Annotated in this window: 19 protein-coding genes; 7 read left to right on the top strand and 12 right to left on the bottom strand. The window is 74.1% G+C overall.

Annotation, left to right across the window (positions count from 1 at the left end):
- Positions 1-115: 115 nt before the first annotated feature.
- The 4 genes from ACFCV8_RS15185 to ACFCV8_RS15170 all read right to left on the bottom strand — a co-directional run bounded on the left by ACFCV8_RS15185 (position 116) and on the right by ACFCV8_RS15170 (position 4820).
- The gene (locus tag ACFCV8_RS15185; RefSeq protein WP_376685794.1) at positions 116-1318 is read right to left on the bottom strand and encodes a S8 family serine peptidase; all 1203 of its coding nucleotides are present in this window, start codon (positions 1316-1318) and stop codon (positions 116-118) included.
- Positions 1319-1735: 417 nt separating this feature from the next.
- Positions 1736-3034 (bottom strand): ABC transporter substrate-binding protein, encoded by a 1299-nt coding sequence (locus ACFCV8_RS15180; RefSeq protein ID WP_376685793.1) that lies wholly within the window; start codon positions 3032-3034, stop codon positions 1736-1738.
- The gene (locus ACFCV8_RS15175) at positions 3034-3873 is read right to left on the bottom strand and encodes a carbohydrate ABC transporter permease (protein WP_376685792.1); all 840 of its coding nucleotides are present in this window, start codon (positions 3871-3873) and stop codon (positions 3034-3036) included. Before ACFCV8_RS15175 ends, ACFCV8_RS15180 begins: the two co-directional genes overlap by 1 nt.
- Entirely contained in the window at positions 3870-4820 is a 951-nt protein-coding gene (locus ACFCV8_RS15170) for a carbohydrate ABC transporter permease (protein ID WP_376685791.1), read from the bottom strand. Before ACFCV8_RS15170 ends, ACFCV8_RS15175 begins: the two co-directional genes overlap by 4 nt.
- A gap of 124 nt (positions 4821-4944) precedes the next feature.
- On the opposite strand from ACFCV8_RS15170, the gene ACFCV8_RS15165 reads away from it, so the two are divergent.
- Positions 4945-5811: a phosphotransferase enzyme family protein gene (locus ACFCV8_RS15165; protein ID WP_376685790.1), complete on the top strand. Its 867-nt coding sequence runs from the start codon at positions 4945-4947 to the stop codon at positions 5809-5811.
- On the opposite strand, the gene ACFCV8_RS15160 is transcribed toward ACFCV8_RS15165, so the two are convergent.
- Complete coding sequence (locus ACFCV8_RS15160; RefSeq protein ID WP_376685789.1) at positions 5808-6536, bottom strand: 3'-5' exonuclease; 729 nt, start codon at positions 6534-6536, stop codon at positions 5808-5810. The two genes, ACFCV8_RS15165 and ACFCV8_RS15160, sit on opposite strands and share 4 nt — an antisense overlap.
- Before the next feature lie 114 nt (positions 6537-6650).
- A complete protein-coding gene (locus ACFCV8_RS15155; protein WP_376685788.1) occupies positions 6651-7883 on the bottom strand; it encodes an SAV2148 family HEPN domain-containing protein in 1233 nt (410 codons plus the stop codon).
- Positions 7884-8222: 339 nt separating this feature from the next.
- Between ACFCV8_RS15155 and glgX the strand changes: the two genes are divergently transcribed.
- Together glgX and treY are read left to right on the top strand one after the other, a co-directional pair.
- Positions 8223-10403: a glycogen debranching protein GlgX gene (glgX, locus tag ACFCV8_RS15150; RefSeq protein ID WP_376685787.1), complete on the top strand. Its 2181-nt coding sequence runs from the start codon at positions 8223-8225 to the stop codon at positions 10401-10403.
- Positions 10404-10503: 100 nt separating this feature from the next.
- Positions 10504-12900 carry a malto-oligosyltrehalose synthase gene (gene treY / locus ACFCV8_RS15145; protein ID WP_376685786.1) on the top strand — a complete coding sequence of 799 codons (2397 nt, stop codon included), beginning with the start codon at positions 10504-10506 and terminating at the stop codon, positions 12898-12900.
- Here the strand turns inward: treY and ACFCV8_RS15140 are convergent.
- Both ACFCV8_RS15140 and ACFCV8_RS15135 read right to left on the bottom strand, forming a co-directional pair.
- Positions 12887-13894 carry a cytochrome P450 gene (locus ACFCV8_RS15140; RefSeq protein WP_376685785.1) on the bottom strand — a complete coding sequence of 336 codons (1008 nt, stop codon included), beginning with the start codon at positions 13892-13894 and terminating at the stop codon, positions 12887-12889. The two genes, treY and ACFCV8_RS15140, sit on opposite strands and share 14 nt — an antisense overlap.
- A 108-nt stretch (positions 13895-14002) precedes the next feature.
- Positions 14003-14572 carry an FHA domain-containing protein gene (locus ACFCV8_RS15135; RefSeq protein ID WP_376685784.1) on the bottom strand — a complete coding sequence of 190 codons (570 nt, stop codon included), beginning with the start codon at positions 14570-14572 and terminating at the stop codon, positions 14003-14005.
- 198 nt (positions 14573-14770) lie between these two features.
- On the opposite strand from ACFCV8_RS15135, the gene ACFCV8_RS15130 reads away from it, so the two are divergent.
- The gene (locus ACFCV8_RS15130; protein ID WP_376685783.1) at positions 14771-15724 is read left to right on the top strand and encodes a GNAT family N-acetyltransferase; all 954 of its coding nucleotides are present in this window, start codon (positions 14771-14773) and stop codon (positions 15722-15724) included.
- Positions 15725-16074: 350 nt separating this feature from the next.
- On the opposite strand, the gene ACFCV8_RS15125 is transcribed toward ACFCV8_RS15130, so the two are convergent.
- Positions 16075-17088: an alpha-L-fucosidase gene (locus ACFCV8_RS15125; protein ID WP_376685782.1), complete on the bottom strand. Its 1014-nt coding sequence runs from the start codon at positions 17086-17088 to the stop codon at positions 16075-16077.
- 304 nt (positions 17089-17392) lie between these two features.
- On the opposite strand from ACFCV8_RS15125, the gene treZ reads away from it, so the two are divergent.
- A complete protein-coding gene (gene treZ, locus ACFCV8_RS15120; RefSeq protein WP_376685781.1) occupies positions 17393-19195 on the top strand; it encodes a malto-oligosyltrehalose trehalohydrolase in 1803 nt (600 codons plus the stop codon).
- A 32-nt stretch (positions 19196-19227) separates the two neighbouring features.
- Here treZ and ACFCV8_RS15115 read toward each other — a convergent pair whose 3' ends face one another.
- The 3 genes from ACFCV8_RS15115 to ACFCV8_RS15105 all read right to left on the bottom strand — a co-directional run bounded on the left by ACFCV8_RS15115 (position 19228) and on the right by ACFCV8_RS15105 (position 22446).
- Positions 19228-20355 carry a M24 family metallopeptidase gene (locus tag ACFCV8_RS15115; RefSeq protein ID WP_376685780.1) on the bottom strand — a complete coding sequence of 376 codons (1128 nt, stop codon included), beginning with the start codon at positions 20353-20355 and terminating at the stop codon, positions 19228-19230.
- A gap of 151 nt (positions 20356-20506) precedes the next feature.
- Positions 20507-21166, bottom strand: coding sequence for a LuxR C-terminal-related transcriptional regulator (locus ACFCV8_RS15110; RefSeq protein WP_376685779.1), 660 nt, complete (start codon positions 21164-21166; stop codon positions 20507-20509).
- On the bottom strand, positions 21154-22446 hold the full coding sequence (locus ACFCV8_RS15105; RefSeq protein WP_376685778.1) for a sensor histidine kinase: 1293 nt from the start codon (positions 22444-22446) through the stop codon (positions 21154-21156). Before ACFCV8_RS15105 ends, ACFCV8_RS15110 begins: the two co-directional genes overlap by 13 nt.
- A gap of 181 nt (positions 22447-22627) precedes the next feature.
- Between ACFCV8_RS15105 and ACFCV8_RS15100 the strand changes: the two genes are divergently transcribed.
- Complete coding sequence (locus ACFCV8_RS15100) at positions 22628-23326, top strand: ABC transporter ATP-binding protein (RefSeq protein WP_376685795.1); 699 nt, start codon at positions 22628-22630, stop codon at positions 23324-23326.
- Positions 23323-25947 (top strand): ABC transporter permease, encoded by a 2625-nt coding sequence (locus ACFCV8_RS15095; protein WP_376685777.1) that lies wholly within the window; start codon positions 23323-23325, stop codon positions 25945-25947. The genes ACFCV8_RS15100 and ACFCV8_RS15095 overlap by 4 nt, the downstream gene beginning before the upstream one ends.
- Positions 25948-26051 lie beyond the last annotated feature (104 nt).

Raw genomic sequence — 26051 nt, 5'->3', positions numbered from 1 at the left:
GCGGGTCGTGGTTCTGTTGGTTTATTTCGCCCGCGGGGGGGGGGGGGGGGGGGGCGGTGTGCCGCGGGGTGCCCGGGGGGCGCCCGGGGGGGCCCACCACGGAGTGACCGACCGGCTACTCGACGATCTTCAGCAGCTTGTTCGGGGTGCCCTCGGTCGCGTCGGAGATCGCGTCGGGGGTGGCCCCGTCGGTGAGCGCCGTGGCGACCTCGTCCGGTGTGGCGTCCGGGTGACCGGAGAGGTAGACGGCGGCGGCGCCGACGACGTGCGGGGTCGCCATGGACGTACCGGAGATGGTGTTGGACGCGTCGTCGCTGTCGTTCCAGGACGAGGTGATGTCCGAGCCCGGGGCGTAGATGTCCACGATCGGGCCGTAGTTGGAGAAGTACGACTGCGTGTCGTCCACGGTGGACGACGCGACCGTGATGGCCTCGGGGACGCGGGCCGGGGAGGTGCTGCTCGCGTCGGAGGAGTCGTTCCCGGCGGCGACCGCGAAGGTGACGCCGGAGGCGATGGCCTTCTGGACCGCGGCGTCGAGCGCCTCGTCCGCGCCGCCGCCCAGGCTCATGTTGGCGACGGAGGGGCCCTCGTGGTTCTCGGTGACCCAGTCGATGCCGGCGACGACCTGCTCGGTGGTGCCCGAGCCGGAGTCGTCGAGCACCCGGACGGCGACGATCTTGGCCTTCTTGGCGACGCCGTAGCTCGCACCGGCGATGGTGCCCGCCACATGGGTGCCGTGGCCGTTGCCGTCGTCGGCGCTGTCGTCGTTGTCGACGGCGTCGTAGCCGGAGCTGGCCCGGCCCTCGAACTCCTCGTGCGTGGTGCGCACACCGGTGTCGATGACGTACGCGGTCACGCCCTCGCCCGCGCTGTCGGGGTAGGTGTAGGCGTTGTCGCCCGCGGTCTCGGTCTGGTCGATCCGGTCCAGACCCCAGGACGGCGGGTTCGTCTGGGTCCCGTCGATGTGGAACTTCTTGTTCTGGACGACCTTGGAGACGGCCGGGTCGGCGGCCAGGCGCTTGGCCTCGGTGAGTGTGAGGCCGGAGGCGGAGAAGCCGTTGATGGCGGAGCTGTAGTTGCGCTTCAGCTTTCCGCCGTACTCCTTGGCGAGCTCGGCCTTGTCGGCCTTCTGGTTCAGCATGACGATGTAGCTGCCGGAGACGGCGTCCGCCGCGTCGGCGCCGTAGACGACGCCCATCGCGGGGGCGGGCTCGGCGCCTGCCGGCGAAGTGCTGAGCAGGGCGACTCCGGCCGCCGCGGCCACCGCGGTTATCGCCGCGGTGAGCTTGAAGCTGCGGGCACGCTGGTGAATAGCCATGAAGAGGGGTCTCCTCGTCATTCTTTGTGGGGGGATTCGCCCCCGGCCGGAAGATCTCCGGGGACTGGTTCGAAACCCTGACCGATTGACGAGCTCAGATCAAGACCTTCATGCGGCTGTGACTTACTCAACAAACTTTCGTAATAAGAAACCGGCCAGCGGCACCCAAGTCGGGCGCGGTCACCAGGACTTATGCCGTTCTCCCCGGAGCCGCAGTGCCACCGGCGGTCTTCGCGGACGGTGCGGCGCGCCCCGCCCGACCCCGCGGCCGGGCGGGGTCGCGGCCGGATTTGGCCCCCACGTTCACCGACCTCTCACCTGGTGGTCACATTGCGGCGGTGCGGGGCGTTCCGGTGCTCCGGGGCCGGTCCCCGGGACCTTTCGCACGGGGTCCCGGGGCCGTCCCTGGCGGCTGCGTCAGCGCTGGTAGCGGGCCAGGACCCGGTTCCCGTCGTCGACCAGACGCTTCCTCAGCTCCTTGGCTCCGATGGCCCCGCTGTAGTACTCCTGGAGCGCGGGCGTGGCCACCTTGTCCTTCCATTCCGGGTAGCCGCGCACCGACTGGGCGGGCGCCGGCCGGAGCGCCTTCGCGACGGCGACGCCGGTCGCCCAGCCGTTCTCGGCGGTGTGCAGGGAGGGGTCGGCAAGGGCCTTCGTGCCGGTCGGGAGCATCCAGTCGCCCTTGGCCAGGCGCACCGTGTTCGGCGGCCGGAGCAGGAAGTCGATGAACCGCGCGGCCGCCTTCTTGTGCGGGCTGGCCTGCGACACGGACAGGGTCTGCGGACTGACCCCCTGGGCGAGCCCCGCACTGCCCGCGGGCGCCGGGAGCACCGTCCACTCGAAGCCCTCCGGGGCCTGCTCGACGACCTGCTGGCGGTACGAGAAGCCGAGCGGAACCATCGCGTACTTGCCGCCGAAGAAACCGGGGAGGGTGTCGGAGCCGCCCATCCCGAGGGTGGTGCGCGCGGCGCTGCGGTCGGTGTTGACCTGGTCGTGAATCGTGCCGGGGACGATCCGGTCGCCCGCCTCCGCACGCAGGGTGACCCTGCCGTCGGCGCCCCGGTGGAAGAGCCGGCCGCCGTCGGAGAGGCCGAGGTTGAGGGTGACGGAGACCGGCTCCTTGAGCGGCCAGGCGACCCCGTACCGTCCCTCGCCGGTCAGCTCCTTGGTGACCTGCCGGAACTTCGCCCAGCTCCAGGGCTTCCCGGGGGTCGGGACCCGGACCCCGGACCGCTCGAGGATCTCGGTGTTGGCGATCAGGACGCGGGGTTCCTGGAGGAAGGGCACGCCGTAGACGCCGTCGCCGAAGGTGGTGGTGGACCAGCTCTGCCGCGGGATGTCGGCCGTCAGCCGGTCCGGGAGCAGCCCGCGCAGGTCGGCGAGGAAGCCGCCGTACGCGAAGTCGGCCAGGTCGTCGGAGGCGTCGTGGATGATGTCCGGTGCCTCGCCGCCCTCGAAGGAGGTGAGCAGCTGGTCGTGGACGGTGTCCCAGCTGCCCTGCACGTAGGTGACATGGATGTCCGGGTGGCTCGCGTTCCACTCGTCCACCAGCTGCTTGTTGGCGTCGACGGACTCCTTCTGCCAGGCCAGCGACTGGAAGCTCAGCTCGATCCGGCCGCGCTCGCCCCGGCCGTCGTCCGTGCCCGCGCAGCCGGTGAGGAGCAGGGCGAGCGCGGTGGCCGCGGCGGCGGCCGTCCTGCGTGGCGATGCCCGCATCAGCTCTTCACCGCCCCGGCCAGCATGGAGCCGGTGATCCGCCGCTGGATGACCGCGAAGATCACCAGCGAGGGCAGGGTGGCGAGGAAGGCGGCGGCGGCGAGCGGCCCGAGGTCGGCCGCGCCCTCCGCGCCGATGAAGTGGGTCAGGACGACCGGCAGGGTCTGTTTCTCCGGGGTCTTGAGCAGGACGAGCGCGAAGAACAGCTCGTTCCAGGCGGTGATGAAGGCGAAGAGCGCGGTGGCGACGATTCCGGGGGCCAGCAGCGGGGCGGTCACCGACACCAGGGTGCGCAGCCGTCCCGCGCCGTCTACCGCGGCGGCCTCCTCCAGTTCGACGGGCACGGCGCGTACGTATCCCACCAGCATCCAGAGCGCGAAGGGCAGCGCCCAGACGGTGTACACCATGACCAGCCCGGTCAGGGTGTTGATCAGGTGCAGGCCCTTCAGGACCAGGAAGAGCGGGATGATCAGCAGGACCAGCGGGAACGCCTGGCTGACCACCACCCATCCGGTGGCCGCTGTCGAGAGCCGGGAGCGGCGGCGGGCCATCACGTACGCCAGGGGCGTGGCGACCACGACGGCGAGGGCGGCGGCGCAGAGCGCGGCGGTCAGCGAGTTGGCGGCGGCGCGGAGCAGCGGCTGCTCGTCGAAGGCCTGGCGGAAGTTGTCGAGCGTCGGGTGCTCGGGGATCCAGGTGGGGTGGAGCGAGCCCAGTTCGCGTGCCGGTTTGAACGCGGTGGACACCAGCCACAGGAACGGGAACGCCAGGAAGGCGAGGTAGCCCAGGAGCGCGGCGTACTGTCCGGCGCGGGCCGGTGCGCTGGTACGCGTGTTCATCGGTCCTCGCCTCCCTTGAGCCGTCCGGCGAGGTACACGGCGAGGATCACGGAGATCACCGCGACCATCACACAGCCCATCGCCGCGGCGTATCCGAACTGCCCGTAGTGGAAGGCCTCCTCGTACGCGAAGAGCATCGGCAGCCGGGTACGGCCGCCGGGGCCGCCGTTGGTCAGGACGTAGACCAGGGCGAAGGAGTTGAAGTTCCAGATGAAGTTGAGTGCGGTGACGGCGAGCGCGACCGGCCTGAGCACCGGCCAGGTGACGGTACGGAAGCGGCGCCAGGCACCGGCACCGTCCAGGGCCGCCGCCTCGTGCAGCTCCTGCGGGGCGTTCTGGACCCCGGCGAGCAGGGCGACGGTGGTCTGCGGCATGCCCGCCCACACCCCGACCACGATCACGGCGGGCAGCGCGGTGGCGAGTCCGGTGAGCCAGTCCCGCCCCTCGCCGAGGCCGAGGTCACGCAGGGTCTCGTTGAGGACGCCCGCGTCCGGGTGGTAGACCAGCCGCCACATGACGCCCACCACCACCTCGGGCATCGCCCAGGGGATGATCGCCAGCGCCCGCGCCAGCCAGCGCAGCCGCAGCCGCTGGTCGAGCAGCAGAGCGAGGCCGAGTGACAGGAAGAACTGCGGGACGGTCACGCCGAACGCCCAGACCAGGCCGATCCGGAAGGAGTCCCAGAAGAGGGTGTCGTGGAGCAGGTCCTGGAAGTTCAGGGCGCCCACCCACTGGGTGGCGCGGGTACGGCCGGACTGGGCGTCGGTGAAGGCGAGCGCGATGCCGTAGAGCAGGGGGCCGACGCTGAGGACGAGGATCGGGATCAGCGCGGGCAGCACCAGGAACCAGGTGCCGGCGCTCCGGACCGCCGGCCGGGGCGGGGCGGCCTTCGGGCCGCCGGGCGGCCCGTGTCTCCCCGGACGTACGGTCGCACTCGCTAACGTCACAATTAGCCCCCTTGCGTCATTTGATCGGCTTCGTACCGTTCTGGCCGCTCAGGTGGCCCCCGTCATGGTGCTGACGGGTCGTCGGTTCGTCAAGGAGGCCTGCGCGGGTGCGAAAATCGCAGACATGAACGACATGCTTGCGCGCGAGGTGCTCGCCGCCGCCGGTCTGCCCGGCGACGCGGAACTGCTCGCGCTGGGTGAGAACGCGGTCTTCGCCGTCGACGACCTGGTGGTCAAGGTGGGCCGGGACGCCGTGCGCCACCCGGAACTGCGAGAACGGGCGGACCGTGAGGTGGCCGTCGCCCACTGGCTGGCCGGGGCGGGCGTCCCGGCCGTGCGGGCCGCGGAGCCCGAGGCCCGGCTGGTCGAGGGCCATCCGGTGACCCTCTGGCACCGGCTGCCAAAGGCCGTGCGCCCCGCCGAGCCGAAGGACCTGGCCGGGCTGCTGACCCTGGTGCACGCGCTGCCGGCCCCGGACGGCTTCGTACTGCCTCGCCGCGAGCTGCTGGGCGGGGTCGAGCGGTGGCTGCGGCTCGCGGGCGACGCGATCGACCCGGCCGACGCCGCCTATCTGCGCGAGCGCCGGGACGGCTTCGCCACGGCCGCGGCCGCCCTCGTCCCGCATCTGCCGCCGGGGCCGATCCACGGCGACGCACTCCCCCGCAACGTCCATGTCGGCCCGGACGGTCCGGTCCTGGTCGACCTGGAGACCTTCTCCGCGGACCTGCGCGAGCACGACCTGGTCGTACTGGCCCTGTCCCGGGACCGGTACGGACTGGCGCCCGGGGCGTACGACGCGTTCACCGCCGCGTACGGCTGGGACGTGCGCGCGTGGGAGGGCTGCGCGGTGCTGCGCGGGGCACGGGAGACCGCCAGCTGCGCCTGGGTGTCGCAGCACGCGCCGACCAACCCGAAGGCGCTCGCGGAATTCCGCCGCCGGGTGGCCTCGCTGCGCGACGACGACCCGACGGTGCGCTGGTATCCCTTCTAGACGGTGACCGCGGCCGGCTCCCGCAGCGGCCAGTGGCCGTCGACCACCGCGTCCGCCGTGCCCTTGCGGCGCAGGAACCGCTGGAAGTCCGCCGCCCACCGCGCGTACCACTCCACCTGGCGCTCGTGCAGCTCCGCGGCGGACAGCGCGGCCACCGAGCCGTGCCGTCCGGCTATCGCATGGGCCACCCGGACCGCGGCCAGCGCGTCCGCCCCCGCGTCGTGGGCGCCGCCGTGGACCACGCCGTACTCGACGCAGACCGCCTCCAGCGTGCGCTTGCCCTTGCGGTAGCGGTCCACGGCGCGGTCGATGGTGTACGGGTCGATGACGGGGCCGATGCCCGCCCCGTCCAGCCGGTCGCTCAGCGAGGGCAGGCCGTGCCGCCGCAGCTCGGCGGTGAGCAGGGTCAGATCGAAGGCCGCGTTGTACGCGACGACCGGGACGCCCCGGCGCCAGTGGGCGGTCAGCGTCTCGGCGATCTCGTCGGCGACCTCGCGCACCGGGCGGCCCTCCGCCACCGCGCGCTCGCTGCTGATGCCGTGGATCGCCGAGGCCTGCGCGGGGATCGCGACCCCCGGATCGGCCAGCCAGGTGCGCTCCTGGACGGGCTCCCCGCCGCTGCTGCCGACGCTCACGACGGCGGCCGTCACGATGCGCGCCTTCAGCGGCTCCGTGCCCGTCGTCTCCAGGTCGAAACCGACCAGCGGCTCCCGGTCCCAACTCATCGGGTACCTCCTTCGTGTGCTCCCCCATGTGGTGACCACCCTTGCACGCACCACTGACAGAGCGGCCGGGACCCCTCACCGGCACCCCCCGGGAGACGTCCCGGGAGCAGCCGGTCAGGAGACGGGCCGGGAGTCCGTCCAGACCGACTCGAACTCCTCGCGGTACGTCTCGAACAGGCCGTTCTCGTTCTCCTGCCCCGCGCGGAACACCGCACGCCCGCCGCCGCGCAGCACCAGCACCGGCGCCTCCATGCCGCGTGCGCGCCGCAGATAGGTCTGGACGACCCCCACAGCGTCCGTGCCGTCGCCGTCCACCAGATAGGCCGTGAAGCGCGGGGTCTCGTCGAAGACATGGATCTCGAAGGCACCCGGATCACGCAGTTTGGAGCGGACCCGGCGCATGTGGAGGATGTTCATCTCCACCGACCGGCTCAGTTCGCCCTTCTTCAGGCCCAGCTCCCGCTCCCGGCGCTTGACCGCGCTGCTCGCCGGGTTGATGAAGAGCAGCCGGATGCGGCAACCCGACTCGGCCAGCCGGACGAGCCTGCGGCCCGAGAAGTTCTGCACCAGCAGATTGAGCCCTATGCCGATCGCGTCGAGCCGCCGCGAACCGCCGAAGAGGTCCTCGGCCGGCAATTGGCGCTGGAGCCGTACCCGGTCGGAGTGGACGGACACCACGTCCGCGTACCGGTCGCCGACCAGCTCCTCGACGGCGTCGACCGGCAGCCGGTCGGCCGACGGAACCGCGGCGCCGCTGCCCAGGATCTCCAGGAGCCGGGCGGAGGCGCGCTCGGCCTGGGCGAGGACCGGCTCGTTCAGGGCGCGGTTGCGGGAGACCACGTTGCGCGCGACCTCCAGCTCGTCGAGGGCCAGCTCCACCTCGCGGCGGTCGTCGAAGTACGCCTCGAAGCAGGGCCAGTGCTGGACCATCAGCTCACGCAGCTGGGGCAGCGTGAGGAAGCTGAGGACGTTGTCGTCGGCCGGGTCCAGCAGATAGCCCTTGCGGCGGGAGACCTCCCGCACGGCAACGGCGCGCTGCACCCACTCCTGCCCGGCGGGCCCGGCGGCGGCCACCACCCAGTCCTCGCCGTGGACCGGCTCGTAGACCGGCCGGAGCACCGCGGCGACCACGGCACGCAGCCGCTGCTCCACGAGATTCAGCCAGATGTAGGCCCGGCCGGCCCGCTGGGCGCGCATCCGCACCTCGCTCCAGGCGTCCGCGCCCCAGTCCAGCTCCGCGCCGATCTCCATGGGCTGCGCAAGCGATACCGCCCCTGGGGGGACATCGGTGGATTCCCCCTCGTGACCTGGGTCACCTGGGGGCAGCTCGAAGCCTCCCGAGCTCACCCGCGCACCGCCTTCCACTCCCCCACCAACGATCAAGGAAGGGTACTCCGGGAGCGGGAGCCGGTGCAGCAGGATGCGCATGCTGCTTCGTCAACTCCCCAGTGACGCAGGCTTGTTCCCAACGGCCGGATCGGCCGGAGTGAGGGGATTCATAGTGATTAAGCACCCCATCCCGGGCCGGGTGCCGGACAGGGGCGCGGGCCCGGGGTCCGGATCGGGGCTCCGGGCGACACGCGGAGGCCCGATGTTGACCGGACGGGTGACGTCCCGGACACCTCCTAGGTCGGCGCACTTCTTTCGGGAAGGATCTGCCTGATCAGAGGTGGAGGAGTCGAGCCCATGCAGGTCTGGCCGGGACAGGCATACCCCCTCGGCGCCACGTACGACGGTGCCGGGACCAATTTCGCGGTCTTCTCGGAGGCCGCCAGACGGATCGAGCTGTGTCTGCTGCACGACGACGGCTCCGAGACGGCGGTGGAGCTCAGGGAGACCGACGCCTTCGTCCGGCACGCCTATCTGCCCGGGGTGATGCCCGGTCAACGGTACGGGTTCCGGGTCCACGGGCCGTACGAGCCGGAGCGCGGGGTCCGGTGCAATTCGGCCAAACTGCTGCTCGACCCGTACGCCCGTGCGGTGGCCGGGCAGATCCGGTGGGGGGAGGCGGTGTACGGCTATCCGTTCGGCCGCCCCGACGCCCGCAACGACCTGGACTCGGCCCCGCACACCATGTCGTCGGTCGTGGTGAACCCGTACTTCGACTGGGGCGACGACCGCCGCCCCCGTACGGACTACCACCGCACGGTGATCTACGAGGCCCACGTCAAGGGCCTGACGATGCTTCACCCCGCGCTGCCGAAGGAGCTGCGCGGCACCTACGCCGGGCTGGCCCATCCGGAGGTGATCGCCCATCTGACGGAGCTGGGGGTCACCGCGATCGAGCTGATGCCCGTTCACCAGTTCGTCCAGGACCACCGGCTGGCGGACGCGGGGCTGGCCAATTACTGGGGTTACAACACCATCGGGTTCTTCGCCCCGCACAACGCGTACGCGTCCTGGGGCGACCGGGGCGAGCAGGTGCTGGAGTTCAAGCAGGCCGTGCGGGCGCTGCACCAGGCGGGCATCGAGGTGATCCTCGACGTGGTCTACAACCACACCGCGGAGGGCAACCACCTGGGGCCCACGCTCTCCTTCCGGGGCCTGGACAACGCCTCGTACTACCGGCTGGCGGAGGACCAGCGGTACTACACGGACACCACGGGAACGGGGAACTCGCTGCTGATGCGGTCGCCGCACGTGCTCCAGCTGATCATGGACTCGCTGCGGTACTGGGTGACCGAGATGCATGTGGACGGGTTCCGCTTCGATCTGGCGGCCACCCTGGCCCGGCAGTTCCACGAGGTGGACCGGCTGTCGTCGTTCTTCGACCTGGTGCAGCAGGATCCGGTGGTCAGCCAGGTGAAGCTGATCGCGGAGCCGTGGGACGTCGGTGAGGGCGGATACCAGGTGGGGAACTTCCCGCCGCTGTGGACCGAGTGGAACGGGAAGTACCGGGACACCGTGCGGGACCTGTGGCGCGGGGAGCCGCGGACCCTCGCGGAGTTCGCCGGGCGGCTGACCGGGTCCTCGGACCTGTACCAGGACGACGGGCGCCGCCCCCTCGCCTCGATCAACTTCGCCACCTGCCACGACGGGTTCACCCTGCACGACCTGGTCGCGTACAACGACAAGCACAACGAGGCCAACGGCGAGGGCAACCGGGACGGCGAGAGCCACAACCGGTCCTGGAACTGCGGGGTCGAGGGCGAGACGGACCGGCCGGAGGTGCTGGACCTGCGGACGCGGCAGATGCGCAACTTCGTCGCCACGCTGATGCTCTCGCAGGGTGTGCCGATGCTGAGTCACGGCGACGAGTTCGCCCGTACCCAGCGGGGCAACAACAACGCGTACTGCCAGGACAGCGAGCTGTCCTGGGTGCACTGGCCCGAACCGGCCGGGAAGGCGCGCGGGAACGTGGTCGGAGCGGACGGGGCGGACGACGCGGAGGGGGGCGGCGGCGGGGCGGGCAGCGGTCTGCTGGAGTTCACCCGGGCGATGGTCTGGCTCCGCCGCGACCATCCGGTCTTCCGCCGCCGCCGGTTCTTCCACGGCCGCCCGGTGCAGGGCACCCACGACGAGCTGTCGGACATCGCCTGGTTCACCCCGGAGGGCGGGGAGATGACGCAGCGGGACTGGCAGGCCGCCCACGCCAAGGCGCTGACGGTTTTCCTCAACGGGCACGCGATCTCCGAGCCGGGGCCGCGCGGCGAGCGGATCTCCGACGACTCGTTCCTGCTGATGTTCAACGCGAGCGCCGAGACGCTGGACTTCCGGGTGCCGGTGGACCACGGGCGGCAGTGGCTGCTCGTGGTGGACACGGCGCGCCCGGTCGGGGTCATGCCCGGTTCGGGGCCGAAGGTGGCCGCGGGCGAGCGGGTGAAGCTGGTCGGGCGCAGCATGGCGGTGCTCCAGCGGCCCGCGTAGTACGCCCGGCGCGGGACCGCGGGTTCCGGGGACACCGCCGGTCGGGCCCTTTGCGGCGTTCTCTGTCACAGACGGCGCCGGGCCGGGTACGAACGATCGCATGACGCCCACCGCCACCTACCGGCTCCAGCTCCAGCCGGACTTCCCGTTCCCGGCCGCCGCGCGCGCCGTGCCGTACCTCGCCGGGCTCGGCGTCTCGCACCTGCACCTGTCGCCCGTGCTGGAGGCCGTCCCCGGCTCCCGGCACGGTTACGACGTCGTCGACCACGGCCGGGTACGCGATGAGCTCGGCGGCGAGGAGGGACTGCGGGAACTGGCCCGTACGGCGCGGTCGCACGGGCTCGGGCTGGTCGTGGACATCGTGCCGAACCACATGGCCGCCGACCCCCGGCACAACCACGCCCTGCGGGAGGTGCTGCGCGAGGGCCCGGCCTCCCGGTACGCCCGCTGGTTCGACATCGACTGGGAGGCGGGCGGCGGCAAGGTGCTGCTGCCGGTGCTCGGCGGCCGGATCGGTGAGGAGATGGGCCGGTTCCGGGTGGACGCGGACCGGGAGGTGCTGTGCCTGGACGGTCAGGAGTTCCCGCTGCGGGCGGGGACGGCCGGGCTGCCGCTGCCGGAGCTGCTGGACGCCCAGCACTACCGGCTCGGCTGGTGGCGGCTGGCCCGTACCGAGCTGAACTACCGGCGGTTCTTCACCGTCTCGGGGCTGATCGGGGTGCGGGTGGAGGACCCGGAGGTGTTCGACGCGACCCACGCCACGATCCTGGGGCTGGTCCGGGACGGGGTCGTCGACGGGCTGCGCGTCGACCACCCGGACGGGCTGGCCGACCCGGCGGCCTATCTGGAGCGGCTGTCCGCGGCCACCGGGGGGCGGTGGACGGTGGTGGAGAAGATCCTCACCGGCGAGGAGCAGCTGCCCGCGCGGTGGGCCGTCGCGGGCACCACCGGGTACGACGCGCTGCACCGCATCGACGGGCTGTTCGTCGACCCGGCGGGCGCGGCGGAGCTGACCGGCCGCTTCCGGGAGTACGCGGGTCCGGCCGCCGACCGGGGCGGCGACTGGACGGCGACGGTGCGCCGGGCCGCGTACGAGGTGGTGACGGACGAGCTGGCCGCCGAGACCGCGCTGCTGACCCGGATGGCGGTGCGGATCTGCGCGGCCGAGCCCGCGCTGCGCGACCACGCCCCATGGGCGCTGCGCACCGCCGTCCGGGAGCTGCTGGTGCGGGTGCCGGTCTACCGCCCGTACGTGAGCCCGCCGTCCTCCCGGTCGGGGGAGGAGGCGTTGCCGGAGGCGGCGGTCCGGGACGCGAAGGCGGTGTTCGCGGTCGCGGAGGAGTCGGCGGCGGTCGATGTGGTCCGGGATCTGGCGCTGGGGCGGCTGGGCGGGGGGCCGCGGCGGGCGGCGTTCTGTGCCCGGTTCGCCCAGACGGCATCGGCGCTGCGGGCCAAGTCGGTCGAGGACACGGCGTACTACCGGTACACACCGCTGGTGTCGGCGAACGAGGTGGGCGGCGATCCGGGGCGGCCGGCGACGGATCCGGACGAGTTCCATGCGTTCTGCGCCCGGCTGGCCCGGGACTGGCCGGGCACCGGCACGGTGCTGACCACCCATGACACCAAGCGGAGCGCCGATGTCCGGGCCCGTGTCGCGGTGCTGACCGAGTGTCCCCGGGCGTGGTCGGAGCTGCTGACCGAGCTGGGGCGGGCTGTGACCGCCACCGCTCCGGACGCGCAGTTCGGCTGGCTGTCGTGGCAGACGGCGGTGGGGTGTACCGGGGTGCCGGACGGGGAGCAGGCGGGGCGGCTGGAACCGGCGCTGCTGAAGGCGGTCCGCGAGGCGGGGCTCTTCACCAGCTGGACCGAGTCCGATCCGGTCTACGAACGGGCCGTGACGGACTTCGTCGCGGCGGGCCCGGCCGCGGCGGGCGGTCCGGTGCGCGAGGCCCTGGAGCGGTTCGCGCACACGCTCGCCCCGTACGTCCGGGCCAATGTGCTGGGCGCGGCGCTGGTGCAGCTGACGATGCCGGGTGTGCCGGATCTGTACCAGGGCACCGAGCGGGAGTACCTGGCGCTGGTCGACCCGGACAACCGGCGGCCCTTCCGCGAACCGGACCGGGCCCCGTACGGCGCTACGGACGGGGCTTCGGGCGGGGCGGACGAGAAGGCCGTGCTCACCTCGGTGGCGCTGCGGCTGCGGCGGGAGCGGCCGGAGGTGTTCGGCGCGTCCCGTACGTACGCCCCGCTGGGCGCCCGGGGTCCGGCGGCCGCGCACTGTGTGGCGTTCTGCCGCTCCGGCGAGGTGGTCACGGCGGTGACCCGGCTGTCGTCGCGGCTGGCGGAGTCGGGCGGCTGGCGGGGGACGGAGCTCGCGCTGCCGGACGACGGGGAGTGGGCCGATCTGCTGGCGCCGGGCCGGAAGTTCTCCGGGGGTTCGGTGGTGCTGGCCGAGCTCTTCGCGAAGCGGCCGGTGGCGCTGCTCAGCCGGGCCTGACGAGCAGGGTCCGCGGGCCCCGGGTGAGCAGCCCGGTCCGGGCCGGGCGGAAGCCGTCGGCCCAGCGGAGATCGGGCATCGCGTCGAGCAGGGCGCGCGGTCCGTGCCGGGCCTCCAGCCGGCCGAGCAGGACGGCCGGGCAGGACGCGGGTCCGGTGAGGGAGTGGCCCTGGTCCGTGCGGAGGGGGTCGAAGAGGTCGGGGGCGGCGAAGCGTCCCGGGTCGCGGCCCGCCGAGCCGGTCAGGCAGGCGACATACGCCCCGGCGGGCAGGGTGCCGCCGCTGAGGGTGACCTCGTGGGTGGTGCGGCGCAGCACGAGCTGGACCGGTGGGTCGCGGCGCAGCGACTCCGTCCAGGCCCGGTCGGCGAGGGAGGGCTCGGTACGCAGCGCGGCGAGCAGGTCGGGGGCGTCCAGCAGGTTGGCGAGGAAGGAGGCGAGCGCGATGGTACGCAGTGCGGTGTGGCGCGTGCAGGGGCTGTGGTCGGGCGGATCCGGGTACCGGTGGACGCCGGCCCCTGCGGTCGCGCCGGCGCTGGGCGTCGCACTGGTCCCGGCGATCGCGCCGACGGGCAGCCAGCGGCAGAACTCCTCGACCAGATCGGCCTGTTGGCGTCCGGCGATCCGGCGGGCGAGTACGTAGGCGGTGCGCTCCGTCCGGGCGACGGCGGGGTGGGGCGGGGTGGCGGGGCCGGGCGGGCGGGGGGTGGCGCACCGCGGGCCGCCGTGGCAGAGGCCGAGCGGCGCGGGGCCGCCGCGGGGTGCGGCGTCGTGCGGGAGGCCGGTGAACCGGGGGTCGGTGAGCGCGGTGACGACATCGGCGTACCGGCTGACCAGCCAGGCTCCGAGGAGTGCGTCGTAGCAGAGCGGGTGCGTCTCGCGCAGGACCCGGTAGAGGCGGTGCGGGTCGCGGACGGCGCCGGGGGCGAGGAGGCTGGGGCCGGTGCGGGGGCGGCGGACCGGTGGGGATATGCCTTCCGGTGCGTCGGCCTGCATCGGTTCCCCCTGGGGCTCGGGGCGCCGGGACGCGGCGCGGTTCCCTCAGGGGACCACCGGCGGTGCCGTCGCGCAGTCGGCGTACGGCCGTCGGGGTGACGGGAGGTCTCAGGCCGGGGGCACGGGGGCGGGGGCGGAGAAGCAGAAGCTCATACGGCCGAAGCTCACCTGGTCGCCGGCGCGGACCGGGACCGTGCCGGTGACCCGGCGTCCGTTGACGCAGGTGCCGTTGGTCGAGCCGAGGTCGCGCAGCAACCAGCCGCCGCCGGGCTGGGTGTGGAGCTCCGCGTGCATCCGGGAGACGGTCTCGTGGTTGAGGCGCAGCCCGTTCCCGGGGTCGCGGCCGATCAGCAGGGGATGCGGGCTCGGGGCGGGGAGCAGGAGCTTCGGGAGCCGTTCGTTCTGCCAGACCCGGCGTATCCGGCCGGGGAAACCGGAGACCCCGCCGACGACCCGGAGTATCCGCTGTGACAGGCGGCCCTCGCTCTCCAGGTCGGCGGTGAGCGCCGCCAGTTCCTCGGGGCGGCGGGCGACGAGTGCCAGCTCCATGCGACGCATGAAGGTGTCGTGGGAGAGCTTGCCCTGGGCGGCGCCGTCTCTGAGTACGCCGAGCACGCGGTCGCGCTGGGCGTCGGACAGCCGCACGGCGTGCGTGTGGGACTCGAAGGAGGACGTCACGCCGCCAATTGTCGGCCCGACCGCCCCGCAGTGTCCAGAACGGTCCGGCCCGCCGCGTTCCGGCCCGCGGCACTTCGGTCCGCCCGCGCACGCGCCCGAAAATCCCCGCGCGCGGGCGCGGCGGCATTGCTACTGTCTGCCGCCGCATGCCGCCCGGCGCACGCTGGGCGGCATTTCCGTGCCATACAGGGAGATTGCATGACACCTGCACCGCAGGAACTGACCATCCGTCCGCTCACGGGCCCGCAGGAACTCGGCCTGTTCCGGCAGCTGTCCTATGTCTTTGATCACGAGTTCGACGACGATCTCGTCTCGGGGCGGCGCCGCCCCGCGTGGATGTGGGTGGCGCTGCGCGGCGAACGGCTGGTGGCCCGGCTCGCGTGGTGGAGCAACACCGGCGAGGTACCGCTGCTTCTGGACGTCTTCGACCTCGACGACACACTGCCCGAGCCGGAGCGCGGCGAGGCCGGGCTGCGGCTGCTGGAGGCGGCGACGGCGGCGGTCGTACCGGCCGGTGCTCCGCGGCCCGAGTACGGGCGCCATGTCCCGGCTGACTGGCGCGAGGACCCGGCGGCCCGGGAGATCGTGGAGGCCCGGATCCGGGTCATGGAGCGTTCCGGCGCACGGATGCTGGTGGAGCGGCTGCGGCTGGAATGGCGGGCCGGGACGGAGGTCCCCGCGGACAGCGGGCGGCTGCGGTTCCGCCCGGTCGCCGACCGCGAGGACCTCCTCGCGCTGATGACGCCGGTGATGGAGGGCACCCTGGACGCGCACGGGCAGGCCGACCTGTCGTCCGGGCTCAGCGCCCGCGAGGCCGCCGAGAAGCACTACGACGAGGAGCTGGCGCACTACCGCACCCCGCGTGCGTGGTGGCGGATCGCCGAACTCCCCGACGGCGAGCCGGTCGGGTTCGTGATCCCGGCCCGCAACAACTACAACCCGATCATCGCGTACATCGGGGTGCTGCCCGGTCGGCGCGGGCAGGGTTACATCGACGACATCCTGGCCGAGGGCACCCGGGTGCTCGCCGCGCAGGACGACGTGGTGCGCATCCGGGCCTCCACCGACCTCGGCAACGTCCCGATGGCCCGGTCGTTCGCCCGTCTCGGGTACGTGAACTTCGAGCGCTCCTTCGACATGGTCTGGGACTGACCCGGCACGGACCGGACCGGGGTCGGGCCGGCGGCGCTCAGGTGCAGGGCCGCTCCAGGAGCGGCCCGGTGAGTATTCGTCCTCGCCCGGCAGGACCACGGGCTGCTCGCACCACGGCCCGCCCGCGTGGTGGACCGGGTCCGCCCCGCCCCGCCAACGGCTGACGTGGAGCAGGGAGTCGGGCGGCGCGAGCGGTACCTCGTGGTCCACCAGGCCCGGGTAGCGGCCGGGGAACCCGCGCACCGCGGAGACGATCATGCCGCGGAACGCCTCGCAGCGTTCCGGACGCGCACATGCCTCGTGCCTGGCTCGCTCCGACCGTCACAGCCGTCGGAGCGGCTCATGGCATGTCACATGGGACAGCACTCGCCGCGGGCGATCCGTTCCAGGTGCTGAAGCTGCCGGCCGGGGAGGGCGGCGTCCTCACCGCGCGGGCCCACGGCCAGCAGCCGCCCGCCTCCGCCGCCTCCCCCGGCCGCGGCGTCCGCCCCGGAAGGGCACGGTCCGGACGGGCACGGTCCGGACGGGCACGGTCCGGACGGGGCGTCGCGGTGGTAGCAGGCTCCGCGGCCCTCGCCGGGGGTGATCCCGTACGGGGCCCCGGCACCGGGGAGCCGCAGGGACCGCCGCAGCGGTGCGAACGGAATCGGCGGGCGGTTCATGACGCCGCGCGGAACGGCGAAGCGGTAGTAGTCGACGAGCCGGCGGACGTCGGTGTCCGTACCGGGCCAGACGGTGTCGTTCCAGAGGAGGTCGGGGCGGTAGCGGCGGATCAGTTCGCGCAGCTGGGCGCCCGCGTACGCGGGGTATCCGCCGCGCGGGACGGCCGCGAGGGCGTGTGCGCCGGTGCCTATGGGGCGGGCGTCGAAGGTCCAGTCGAGCCCGGCCGAGTAGCAGATCCCCAGGCGCAGCCCCTCGGCGCGGACCGCCTCGGCGAACTCTCCGATGACGTCGCGCCGGGTGTGCCAGCGGGCGCGGTGCGGGTTGGGGATCGCGGAGGGCCAGAGGCAGAATCCGTCGTGGTGCTTGGCGACCAGGACGGCGTAGTCGGCGCCCGCGGCGCGGAAGGCCCGGGCCCAGCCCACGGGGTCCCAGCCGGTCAGGGCGTCGTTGAAGTCGCCCCCGAAGGCGGCGTACGGGCGGTCGCCGTAGGTCGCGCGATGGTGGGCGGCCACCGGGCTGCCGGGGAACCGGAGCCCGTTCTCGTACCACTCGGGGCGCGGCGTCCAGGCCAGCGGCGCGCGACGGGCGGCCCGGGGGAGGCGGTCGGCCGGGACCGGCGACGGGGCCCAGGCAGGCACGGAGGCGGGCGTCCAGTGCACGAAGATCCCGAGCCCGGCCCGGGACCACCACGAAGCCGCCATGTCTCAGCGCCCGGAGGCGCGGGCGGGCGTCTCGTTGCCGATGCGGACCGGGCCGGGGCGTTTGCCGGCGCCCTCGGTCCGGAAGGCGGACGCGGAGGTTCTCCGGAGGGAACCGGGCGGAAACGACGGCACGGTCATCGCGGCCTCCACAGCCGTAAGAGGGAGTGCGTATTGATCACAATCCGATGGGGCAATGATCAGATGCAGACCTTAATCGCCAGTAACAGCGTCGATCCAGTGCCATGGGCCGGTGATCGTCACTGTTGGCGTGCGGGTACGGGGGCGAGGAGACGAGGAGCGTCGCATGCTGTTCGAGGTATGGGCACCACGGGCCGGTTCGGTGGGTCTGCGGCTGCGGGGTGAACCGCGCGTCATGGAGCGGGACCCCGGGCGGGACGGCTGGTGGACGGCCGAGGCCGAGGCGTCGGACGGGGACCGGTACGGCTTCGTCCTCGACGAAGGCGACGGCGAAGGCGAGGGCGAAGGCGACGACAGGGCGGACGGCGGCGTACGGGTGCTGCCCGATCCGCGCTCGCGGCGCCAGCCGGACGGGCCGGACGGCGAGAGCGCCGTCGTCGACCACACACGCTTCGAGTGGCGCTCCGAGCGGCCCGGACACCGGCTCCAGGACGCCGTCCTCTACGAACTGCACGTCGGCACGTACACCCCGCAGGGCACCTTCGACGCCGCGGCGGCCCGGCTCGGGCACCTCGCCGAACTGGGCGTCACCCATGTGTCACTGATGCCGGTCTGCCCCTTCCCCGGCACCCACGGCTGGGGGTACGACGGCGTGTCGCTCTGGGCCGTGCACGAGCCGTACGGCGGGCCGGTGGGGCTCAAGCGCTTCGTGGACACGGCGCACGGCCTCGGGCTCGCGGTCCTCCTGGACGTGGTCCACAACCACCTCGGCCCGTCCGGCAACCATCTTCCGGCCTTCGGACCGTACTTCACCGACACCCACCACACCCCGTGGGGCGCGGCCGTCAATCTCGACGCCCCCGGCTCCGACGAGGTGCGGGCGTATCTGCTGGGCAGCGCCCTCGCCTGGCTGCGGGACTACCGGCTCGACGGACTGCGGCTGGACGCGGTGCACGCCCTGGCCGACGGACGGGCGCTCACCTACCTGGAGGAGCTGTCCGCCGCCACCGACGCGCTCGCCGCCGAACTGGGCCACCCGCTCCCGCTGATCGCCGAGTCCGACCGCAACGACCCCCGGGACACCACCCCCCGCCCCCGGGGAGGCATCGGGCTGCACGCGCAGTGGAACGACGACTTCCACCACGCCCTGCACACCGCGCTGACCGGCGAGTCGCAGGGCTACTACGCGGACTTCGCACGGGCCCCACTGGCCGCCCTCGCCCGGACCATGACCGGGGTGTTCTTCCACGACGGCACGTACTCAGCGTTCCGGGGCCGTACCCACGGGCGCCCCGTCGACATCGCCCGCACCCCCGCCCACCGCTTCGTCGGTTACGCCCAGACGCACGACCAGATCGGCAACCGGGCCCGGGGCGACCGGCTCGCCGCCGCCCTCTCCCCCGGCCTGCTGGCCTGCGCCGCGGCGCTCGTACTGACCGGGCCGTTCACCCCGATGCTGTTCATGGGCGAGGAGTGGGGGGCCCGCACCCCCTGGCAGTTCTTCACCGACCACACCGATCCGGAGCTGGCGGACGCGGTACGCGACGGGCGGCGGCGGGAGTTCGCGGCGCACGGCTGGACGGCCGACGAGGTACCGGACCCGCAGGACCCGGCCACCCGGGACCGCTCCTGCCTGGACTGGGACGAGGCGGCCCAGGAGCCGCACGCCCGGCTGCACGCCTGGTACCGCGAGCTGATCGCGCTCCGCCGCTCCCTGCCCGACCTCACCGACCCCGACCTGGCGTCGGTGCGCACCGCCCACGACGAACAGGGCTGCTGGCTGGCTTACCGCAGAGGTGACCTGCGGATCGCGGTCAACCTCGGTGGGAAACCCGCCGGGATCCCGCTGGGCGGCGGCCGGGCCGGGGCGGGCCGGGTGGTCGCCGCCTGGGAGCCGGTGGAGTCCCCGGGCGACGACGGGCTGCTGCACCTTCCGCCGGAGTCGTGCGTCGTCCTGGCCGGCAGCTGAACCGGCGGGCGGACGGACCGGCGGACCGGCGGCTACTCGACGATCGCCAGCTCGCGGGCGGTGGTGTTGAGGCGCCGTCCGCCGTCCTCGGTGACGGTCACGATGTCCTCGATCCGCACCCCGAACCGGCCCGGCAGATAGATGCCCGGTTCCACCGAGAAGCACATCCCGGGCACCAGCGGGAGCTCCTCGCCCTCGATCATGTACGGCGGCTCGTGGGTGGTGACGCCGATGCCGTGGCCGGTGCGGTGGATGAAGCGTTCGCCGTAGCCGAACTCGGTGATGACGGCGCGGGCCGCGCGGTCGATCTCCTGGCAGGGGACGCCCGGCCGGACCGCTTCGCAGCCCGCCTGCTGGGCCTCCCGCACGATGTCGTGGACACGCTGCTCCTCGGCGGTGGGCTCGCCGACGTGGACGGTGCGCGAGGTGTCCGAGCCGTAGCCGTGCTTGAGGCCGCCGAAGTCGAGGACGACCATGTCCCCGCGCTCGATGGTGCGGTCGCCCGCCTCGTGGTGCGGGTTGGCGCCGTTGGGGCCGGAGCCGACGACCGTGAAATCGACCTGGGAGTGCCCGAACCTCCGCAGCAGATCCGCCAGTTCCGCCGCGATGTCGGTCTCCTTGCGGCCGGAGAACCGCACCTTGAGGATCTCGCCGTACGTGGCGTCGGCGGCGGCCCCGGCGGCCGCGAGCCGCTCCAGCTCAGGGGCGTCCTTCACCGCGCGCAGCATCGGCAGGGCCTCGGTGAGCGAGACGTACGAGCTGCCCGGCAGGGTGCGCTGGAGGCCGAGCAGATGCATCGCCCAGGCGTTGTCGCTCACCGCGAACCGGCCCCGTCCGTCGAGGAGCGGGGCGGTGACGCCGTACGGGTCCTTGCCGTCGGTCCAGTCGCGCAGTGTGAGGGCCGGGGCGCCGACGGCGTGCTCCGCGTCCGGGGCCTCCAGTGTCGGGACGACGAGCACCGGGTCCTGACCGGTCCTGAGGACCAGCAGGGTGAGGCGTTCGGTGTTCACCGGGCGGTAGCCGGTGAGGTGGACGAGGTCGGGGCCGGGCGCGACGAGCACGCCCGCGAGTCCGGCCTCGGCGGCGGCGTCGGCCGCGCGCCTCATCCGGGCCCGGTAGTCGTCGGCGGTGAACGGCGCGGGCTGGTTCTGGCTGGACATACGGGGGCCTCCTGGCGGCTCACGACACACGGCGTACAGCATCCTGCCCAAGCGCGCCGCCCGGCGCGAGCGGACGGCCCTCGACGGCTTCCCGGGGGCCCCGGCGCCGGGGCCCCCGGAGGAAGGACGGCGTCGTGGTGCCGACCGCCCGTCAGCGCGGCGCGCCGCCCTCCAGGTAGGCGAGCACCGCCAGGACCCGGCGGTGCACCGTTCCGTCGTCGGGCTCCAGGCCGAGCTTGGCGAAGATGGAACCGATGTGCTTGCTCACCGCCCGTTCCGTCACGACGAGTTCGGCGGCGATGGTGCCGTTCGCCTTGCCCTGGGCCATCAGCTCCAGCACCTCGCGTTCGCGCGGGGTGAGGCTGCGCAGCGGGGTGGCCGTCGACTTGCGGGTGAGCAGCTGGGTCACCACCTCGGGGTCGAGCGCGGTGCCGCCCGCCGCCACCCGGTCCAGCGCCTGGAGGAACTGGTCGACCCGGCCGATCCGGTCCTTCAGGAGGTAGCCGATGCCCTGGGCGCCCTGGGCGAGGAGTTCGGCGGCGTAGGTCTCCTCGACGTACTGCGAGAGGACCAGGATCGGCAGATCGGGCAGCTTCTCCCGGGCGGCGAGCGCGGCGCGCAGCCCCTCGTCGCGGAAGGTGGGCGGCAGCCGTACGTCGAGGACGGCGGCGTCCGGGCGGTGCTCCAGGAGGGCGGGCAGCACCTCGGGCCCGGTCGCGGCATCGGCCACCACCTCGTGGCCGGAGCTGGTGAGCAGCAGGACCAGGCCCTCCCGCAGCAGGGCGTTGTCCTCGGCTATCACGATCCGCACGGCAGCTCCACCTCGATCTCTGTCGGCCCCCCGACGGGGCTGCTGATGCGGGTGGTCCCGTCCAGGGCGGCGATCCGCCGCCGGATTCCGGCCAGCCCGCTGCCGGAACCGCCCAGGTGGGCGCCGCCGGTGGCGGATCGCTCCGGGAGGGTGCCGTACCGCTCGGCCGCGCCGCCGCGCCCATTGTCGCCGATGGTCACGCGCAGGGCCCCGGGGGTGCGCCGGACGCGCACGCTGGCGTCGGTCGCGCCGCTGTGCTTGCTGATGTTGGTGAGCGCCTCGGCGATGACGTAGTACGCCGCGGCCTCGATCGCGGCCGGGAGCCTGCGCCCGTCCTCGACCCCGTCCAGCTCGGCGGCGACGGGCACGCCCGCGTCGGCCGCCAGGGCCCGGACCGCGCCCGCCAGTCCGCGGTCGGTGAGCACCGGGGGGTGGATGCCGCGCACCACGTGCCGCAGTTCGGCGAGGGCGGCCTCCGCCCCGTCCTGGGCCTCGTCCAGCCGGACGCGGGCGGCGGCCGGGTCGTGGTCCAGCAGCTGCCGGGCGAGGCCGATGCGCAGGGACAGGGCGACGATCCGGGCCTGGGCGCCGTCGTGGAGGTCGCGTTCGATGCGGCGCAGTTCGGCGCCGTGCGCCTCGACCGCGCCCGCCCGGCTCTCGGTCAGCTGGGCGATCCGTTCGGCGAGCGCGCCCGACGGCGACGTCGTGAGCAGCGCCCGGGTCCAGCCCGCCGACAGGTCCGCGAGCACCCCGTGCCAGCGCAGCACCCAGCCGGTCCGCGCGGGCAGCGGGGTGCCGTACTCGTCGGCGGTTCGCCGGTCCCACAGGTGCACGGCCGTCAGCCCGATCCCGTCCACCAGCAGCCCGATGGGCCACACCACAATCGCGAGATAGCCGAGGGCGTTGCCCGCGAGGGCCTGGAGGGGCAGCCAGAGGGCGTCGCGCCAGACGGTCGGGTCGGTGAGCACCCGCCGTACCCGCTCGGAGAGTTCGCCGCCGTCCAGCGACGGATAGGGCGTGGGGACGAACGGGACGCCCAGCCGCGCGGCCGCCCGGCGCCGCTCCCACTCCGCGCACCGGCGCAGCACCTTGGCGGCCTCCGGCAGCGCGGGCAGCCCGATGAGCACGGCCGCGAACAGCAGGACGGCCACCACCAGGAAGGTGGCCACGTAGGCGAGCAGCGCGACACCGATCCCGATGCCCAGAAAGCGCGAGGCGTCCCAGGACCGGCGGACGGCCGCGGCCAGCGGAGTGGCGGAGAAAGCGGTGGTGCTGCTCATGACACGCCAGGTTACGGGGCGCCGCGGCGCGCCGGAGGGGAGCGGGCTCCCCGGTCGTGGTGGTGCGGGCTGTACCCCCGTTCCGGGATCGCGCACCCTCGTCCGGCCGCGCCCCGGTTCCTAGCGTTGACACAGGTCACAGGGTGCGCTGGTCGAAGGAGCTGGAGTAGCGGTGGAGACGATGACGACGGCGGTGCGGGGGGCCGCGCTGCGGCTGGAGGCGGTGAGCCGGCGCCACGGCCGTCCGGGCCGGGGTGCGACGGCGCTGGACTCGGTCAGCTGCGTGGTCCCGGCGGGGAGCTTCACCGCGGTGGTGGGCCCCTCGGGTTCGGGCAAGAGCACCTTCCTGCAGTGCGCGGCGGGGCTCGACCGGCCGACGTCGGGCACGGTGCGGATCGGGTCGACCGATCTCGGCGGGCTGTCGGAGGCGGCGCTGACCCGGTTCCGGCGGGACCGGATCGGGTTCGTCTTCCAGTCGCACGCCCTGAACCTGGTGCCTTCGCTGAGCGTCGAGGAGAACGTGGTGCTGCCGCTGGTGCTGGCGGGCGCCGATCCGGCCGACGAGCGGGTGCTGGTCCGGGGGCGGGAGCTGCTGGCCCGGGTCGGGCTGGCGGGGCGCGGCGGGCACGGCCCGGCGACGCTCTCCGGCGGGGAGCAGCAGCGGGTCGCGGTGGCGCGGGCGTTGGTGACCGGGCCCGAGGTGATCTTCGCGGACGAGCCGACCGCCTCGCTGGACCCGGAGTCGGCCGGGCTGGTGCTCGGGCTGCTGCGGGACGCGGTGCGCGTCGACGGCCGTACGGTCGTAATGGTCACCCATGATCCGGCGGCGGCGGGCTGGGCGGACACCGTGCTGACGATGGACGGCGGGCGGCTGCGATGAGCGCGCGGGAGGGGAAGAAGGCAAAGGAGAAGGAGAAGGCCGGAGCCGAGGTGCGGGCCGGGATGCGGCGGGCCTCGGCTTTCCTCGCCCGGCGTTCGCTCCGGGACCGGCGCGGGTCCTGGGCCCCGGTGTTCGCGGCGACGGCGGCGGCTGCCGCGCTGGTCGGCGCGTTCGTGCTGGTCGTGGGTTCGCTGCTGCTGGCAGGGCCGCCGGTGGGGCGGTACGCGGGGGCCGACGCGGTGGTGGTGGCTGAGCAGCGGGTGACGTACACCGTGAAGCCGTGGGGCAGCGAGCCGAGGACGGCGACGGCGTATCTGCCGGAGCGGGTGCGGCTGGAGCGCTCCGCGGTGGCGCGGGCGGGTGCCGCGCCCGGGGTGGCCCGTGCGGTGGCGGACGACACCGTCCCGGTCACGGCGGGCGGGGCGGGGGGCACGGCCCCGGCGCTCGGCCGTTCCTGGGCGGCCGCCGCGCTCACCCCGTACCGGCTGACGGCCGGCCGTCCGCCCCGGTCGGACGCCGAGGCGGTCCTGGACGGGGCGCTCGCGGCGGCCACCGGGAGCCGCACCGGGGACCGGGTGACCCTGCGGACGGACGGGGCGCCCCGGACGTACACCGTCAGCGGGATCGCCGACGACGGCGGCCTGGGCGAAACCCGCCCGGCCACCGTCTTCCTGACCGGACACCGTCTCACCGCGCTGGCCGGGCATCCCGGAACGGTTGACGCGGTCGGGGTGCTGGCCCGGCCCGGGGTGTCGTCGGACGCGCTGCGGGCGTCGCTGGAGCGGGCCTGGTCCGGCCGGGACTCCGGCGCCCCGGCGGTCCGGGTGCTGACCGGTGCGGAGCGCGGGCAGGCCAGGGAGCCGGACGCGCTCGCCGCCCGGGACGAGCTGCTGCCGTTGCTCGGCTCGGTCACCGGGACGGTCCTCATCGTGGCGCTGCTGGTGATCGCCACCGTCCTCGCCCAGTCGGTCCACCAGCGCTCCGGTGAGCTGGCGTTGCTGCGGGCGGTCGGGGCGACGCCCCGGCAGCTGCGGTCGGCGGTGGGCCGCGAGGCGGGCCGGGTGGCCGTCGCGGCGGCGGTGGCGGGCGGGGCCGGGGCCGTGCCGCTGGGGGTGTGGCTGCGGTCGCTGCTGGCGACGGACCCGTTGCCGCTGCCGGTGCCGTGGTGGCTGCCGCCGGTGGCGGCGGTGGTGGGCGGGGCGGTGGTCGCGCTCGCCGCCCGCCCGGTGGCGGTGCTCGCGGCGCGCTCCGGTACCGGTCTGCGGCCCGCCGCCGCGCTGAGTGCGGCCGGGGCGCCGGAGCCGGGCGAGCCGGGGAAGGTGCGGACGGTCACCGGTGCGGTGCTGGCGGTGTCGGGGCTGGGGGCGGCCGGGGCGGCCACGGCGCAGGGCGGTCAGGCGGCCGCGGTGGCCGCGTCGGGGGCGGCGACCTCGCTGGTTGTCGCGGTGGCGCTGCTGGGGCCGTGGATCGCGCGCGGGGCGCTGCGGGTGCTCGGGGCGCCGGTGCGGCGGGTGGGCGGGGCGCCCGGGTTCCTCGCGGCGCGGTCGGCCGCCGCGCACCATCGGCGGCTGGGTGCGGCGATCACGCCGATCGTGCTGGCCGTCGCGTTCGTCTGCGTACAGCTGGCGGCGGGCGCGACGCTGGAGCGGGCCGCCGCCCGGCAGGCCGCCGACGCGCTGCGGGCCGATCTGGTGGTGACGGGCCCGGCCGCCGGGCTGCCGTCCGGGGTGCTCCGGGCCGTGCGCGGGGCGCCGGGGGTGGCGTCGGCGACGGGGGTGCTGCGCTCCTTCGTGGTCCTCGCCCACCGCGAGCTGGGCGACCCGAGGATCGATCGGTTCCCGGTGCTGGGGGTGACGGCGGGCCGGACGGCCGCCACGCTCGATCCCCGGGTCACCGCGGGCGACCTGGCGGACCTCACCGGCCGGAACACGGTGGCCGTCGGCGCGGACCGCGCCGACGACCTCGGCGTCGGTCCCGGCGACACCGTACGGCTCCGGCTCGGCGACGGCACCCCGGTACGGCTACGCGTGGTGGCGCTGTACGAACGGGCCCTGGGGGTCGGCGAGTTCCTCCTGCCGCGCGAGGCGCTGGCCGGGCATGTCGACGTCCCCCGCGACCGCTCGGTGCTGGTCCGCACGGCGGACGGCACCCCCTCGGCCGCGACCGCCGCCGCGCTCCGGCGGGCGCTCGCCCCGTACGCCGGGACAACCGTCCGGCCCGCGACGGCCGACGACGTCCGGATCGCCCCGCCCTCGTCGGCGGGGGCCGACGCGATGACCGTGGTCGGGGTCGGGGTGATCGGCGGCTTCGCGCTGTTCGCGGTGGTGAGCACGTTGTCCCTGATCACGGTGGGGCGCCGCGCCGAGTTCCGGCTGCTGCGCACGGTCGGTGCGGGCCGGGGCCAGCTGCGCCGGATGCTGCTGCTGGAGACGGGGCTGGTGACGGTGGCCGGGCTCGTGGTCGGCACGCTGGTCGCGGCGGTCCCGCTGACGGCGTTCGCGGTGTCGGTGGCCGGGTCGGTGCCGTATCTGCCACCGCTGGAGTACGGGCTGCTCGCCCTGGCCGTGACGGTCGCGGCAGGGGCGGGGACACTGGGGCCGCGGGCGCGCCGACGCGGGTAGGTCACGGCGAGCCGGGCAGGAGCAGCCGGGCAGGGGCGCGCGGAGGAGGCCGGGTGTCGGGGCTCAGTGCCCGGGGCTCGAAGGCCGGGGCTCTCAGGTCCGGA

Origin of the sequence: Streptomyces sp. NPDC056347, assembly GCF_042262625.1 — a bacterium.
GTDB lineage: Bacteria > Actinomycetota > Actinomycetes > Streptomycetales > Streptomycetaceae > Streptomyces.
This window is presented reverse-complemented; position numbering and strand designations above follow the sequence as displayed.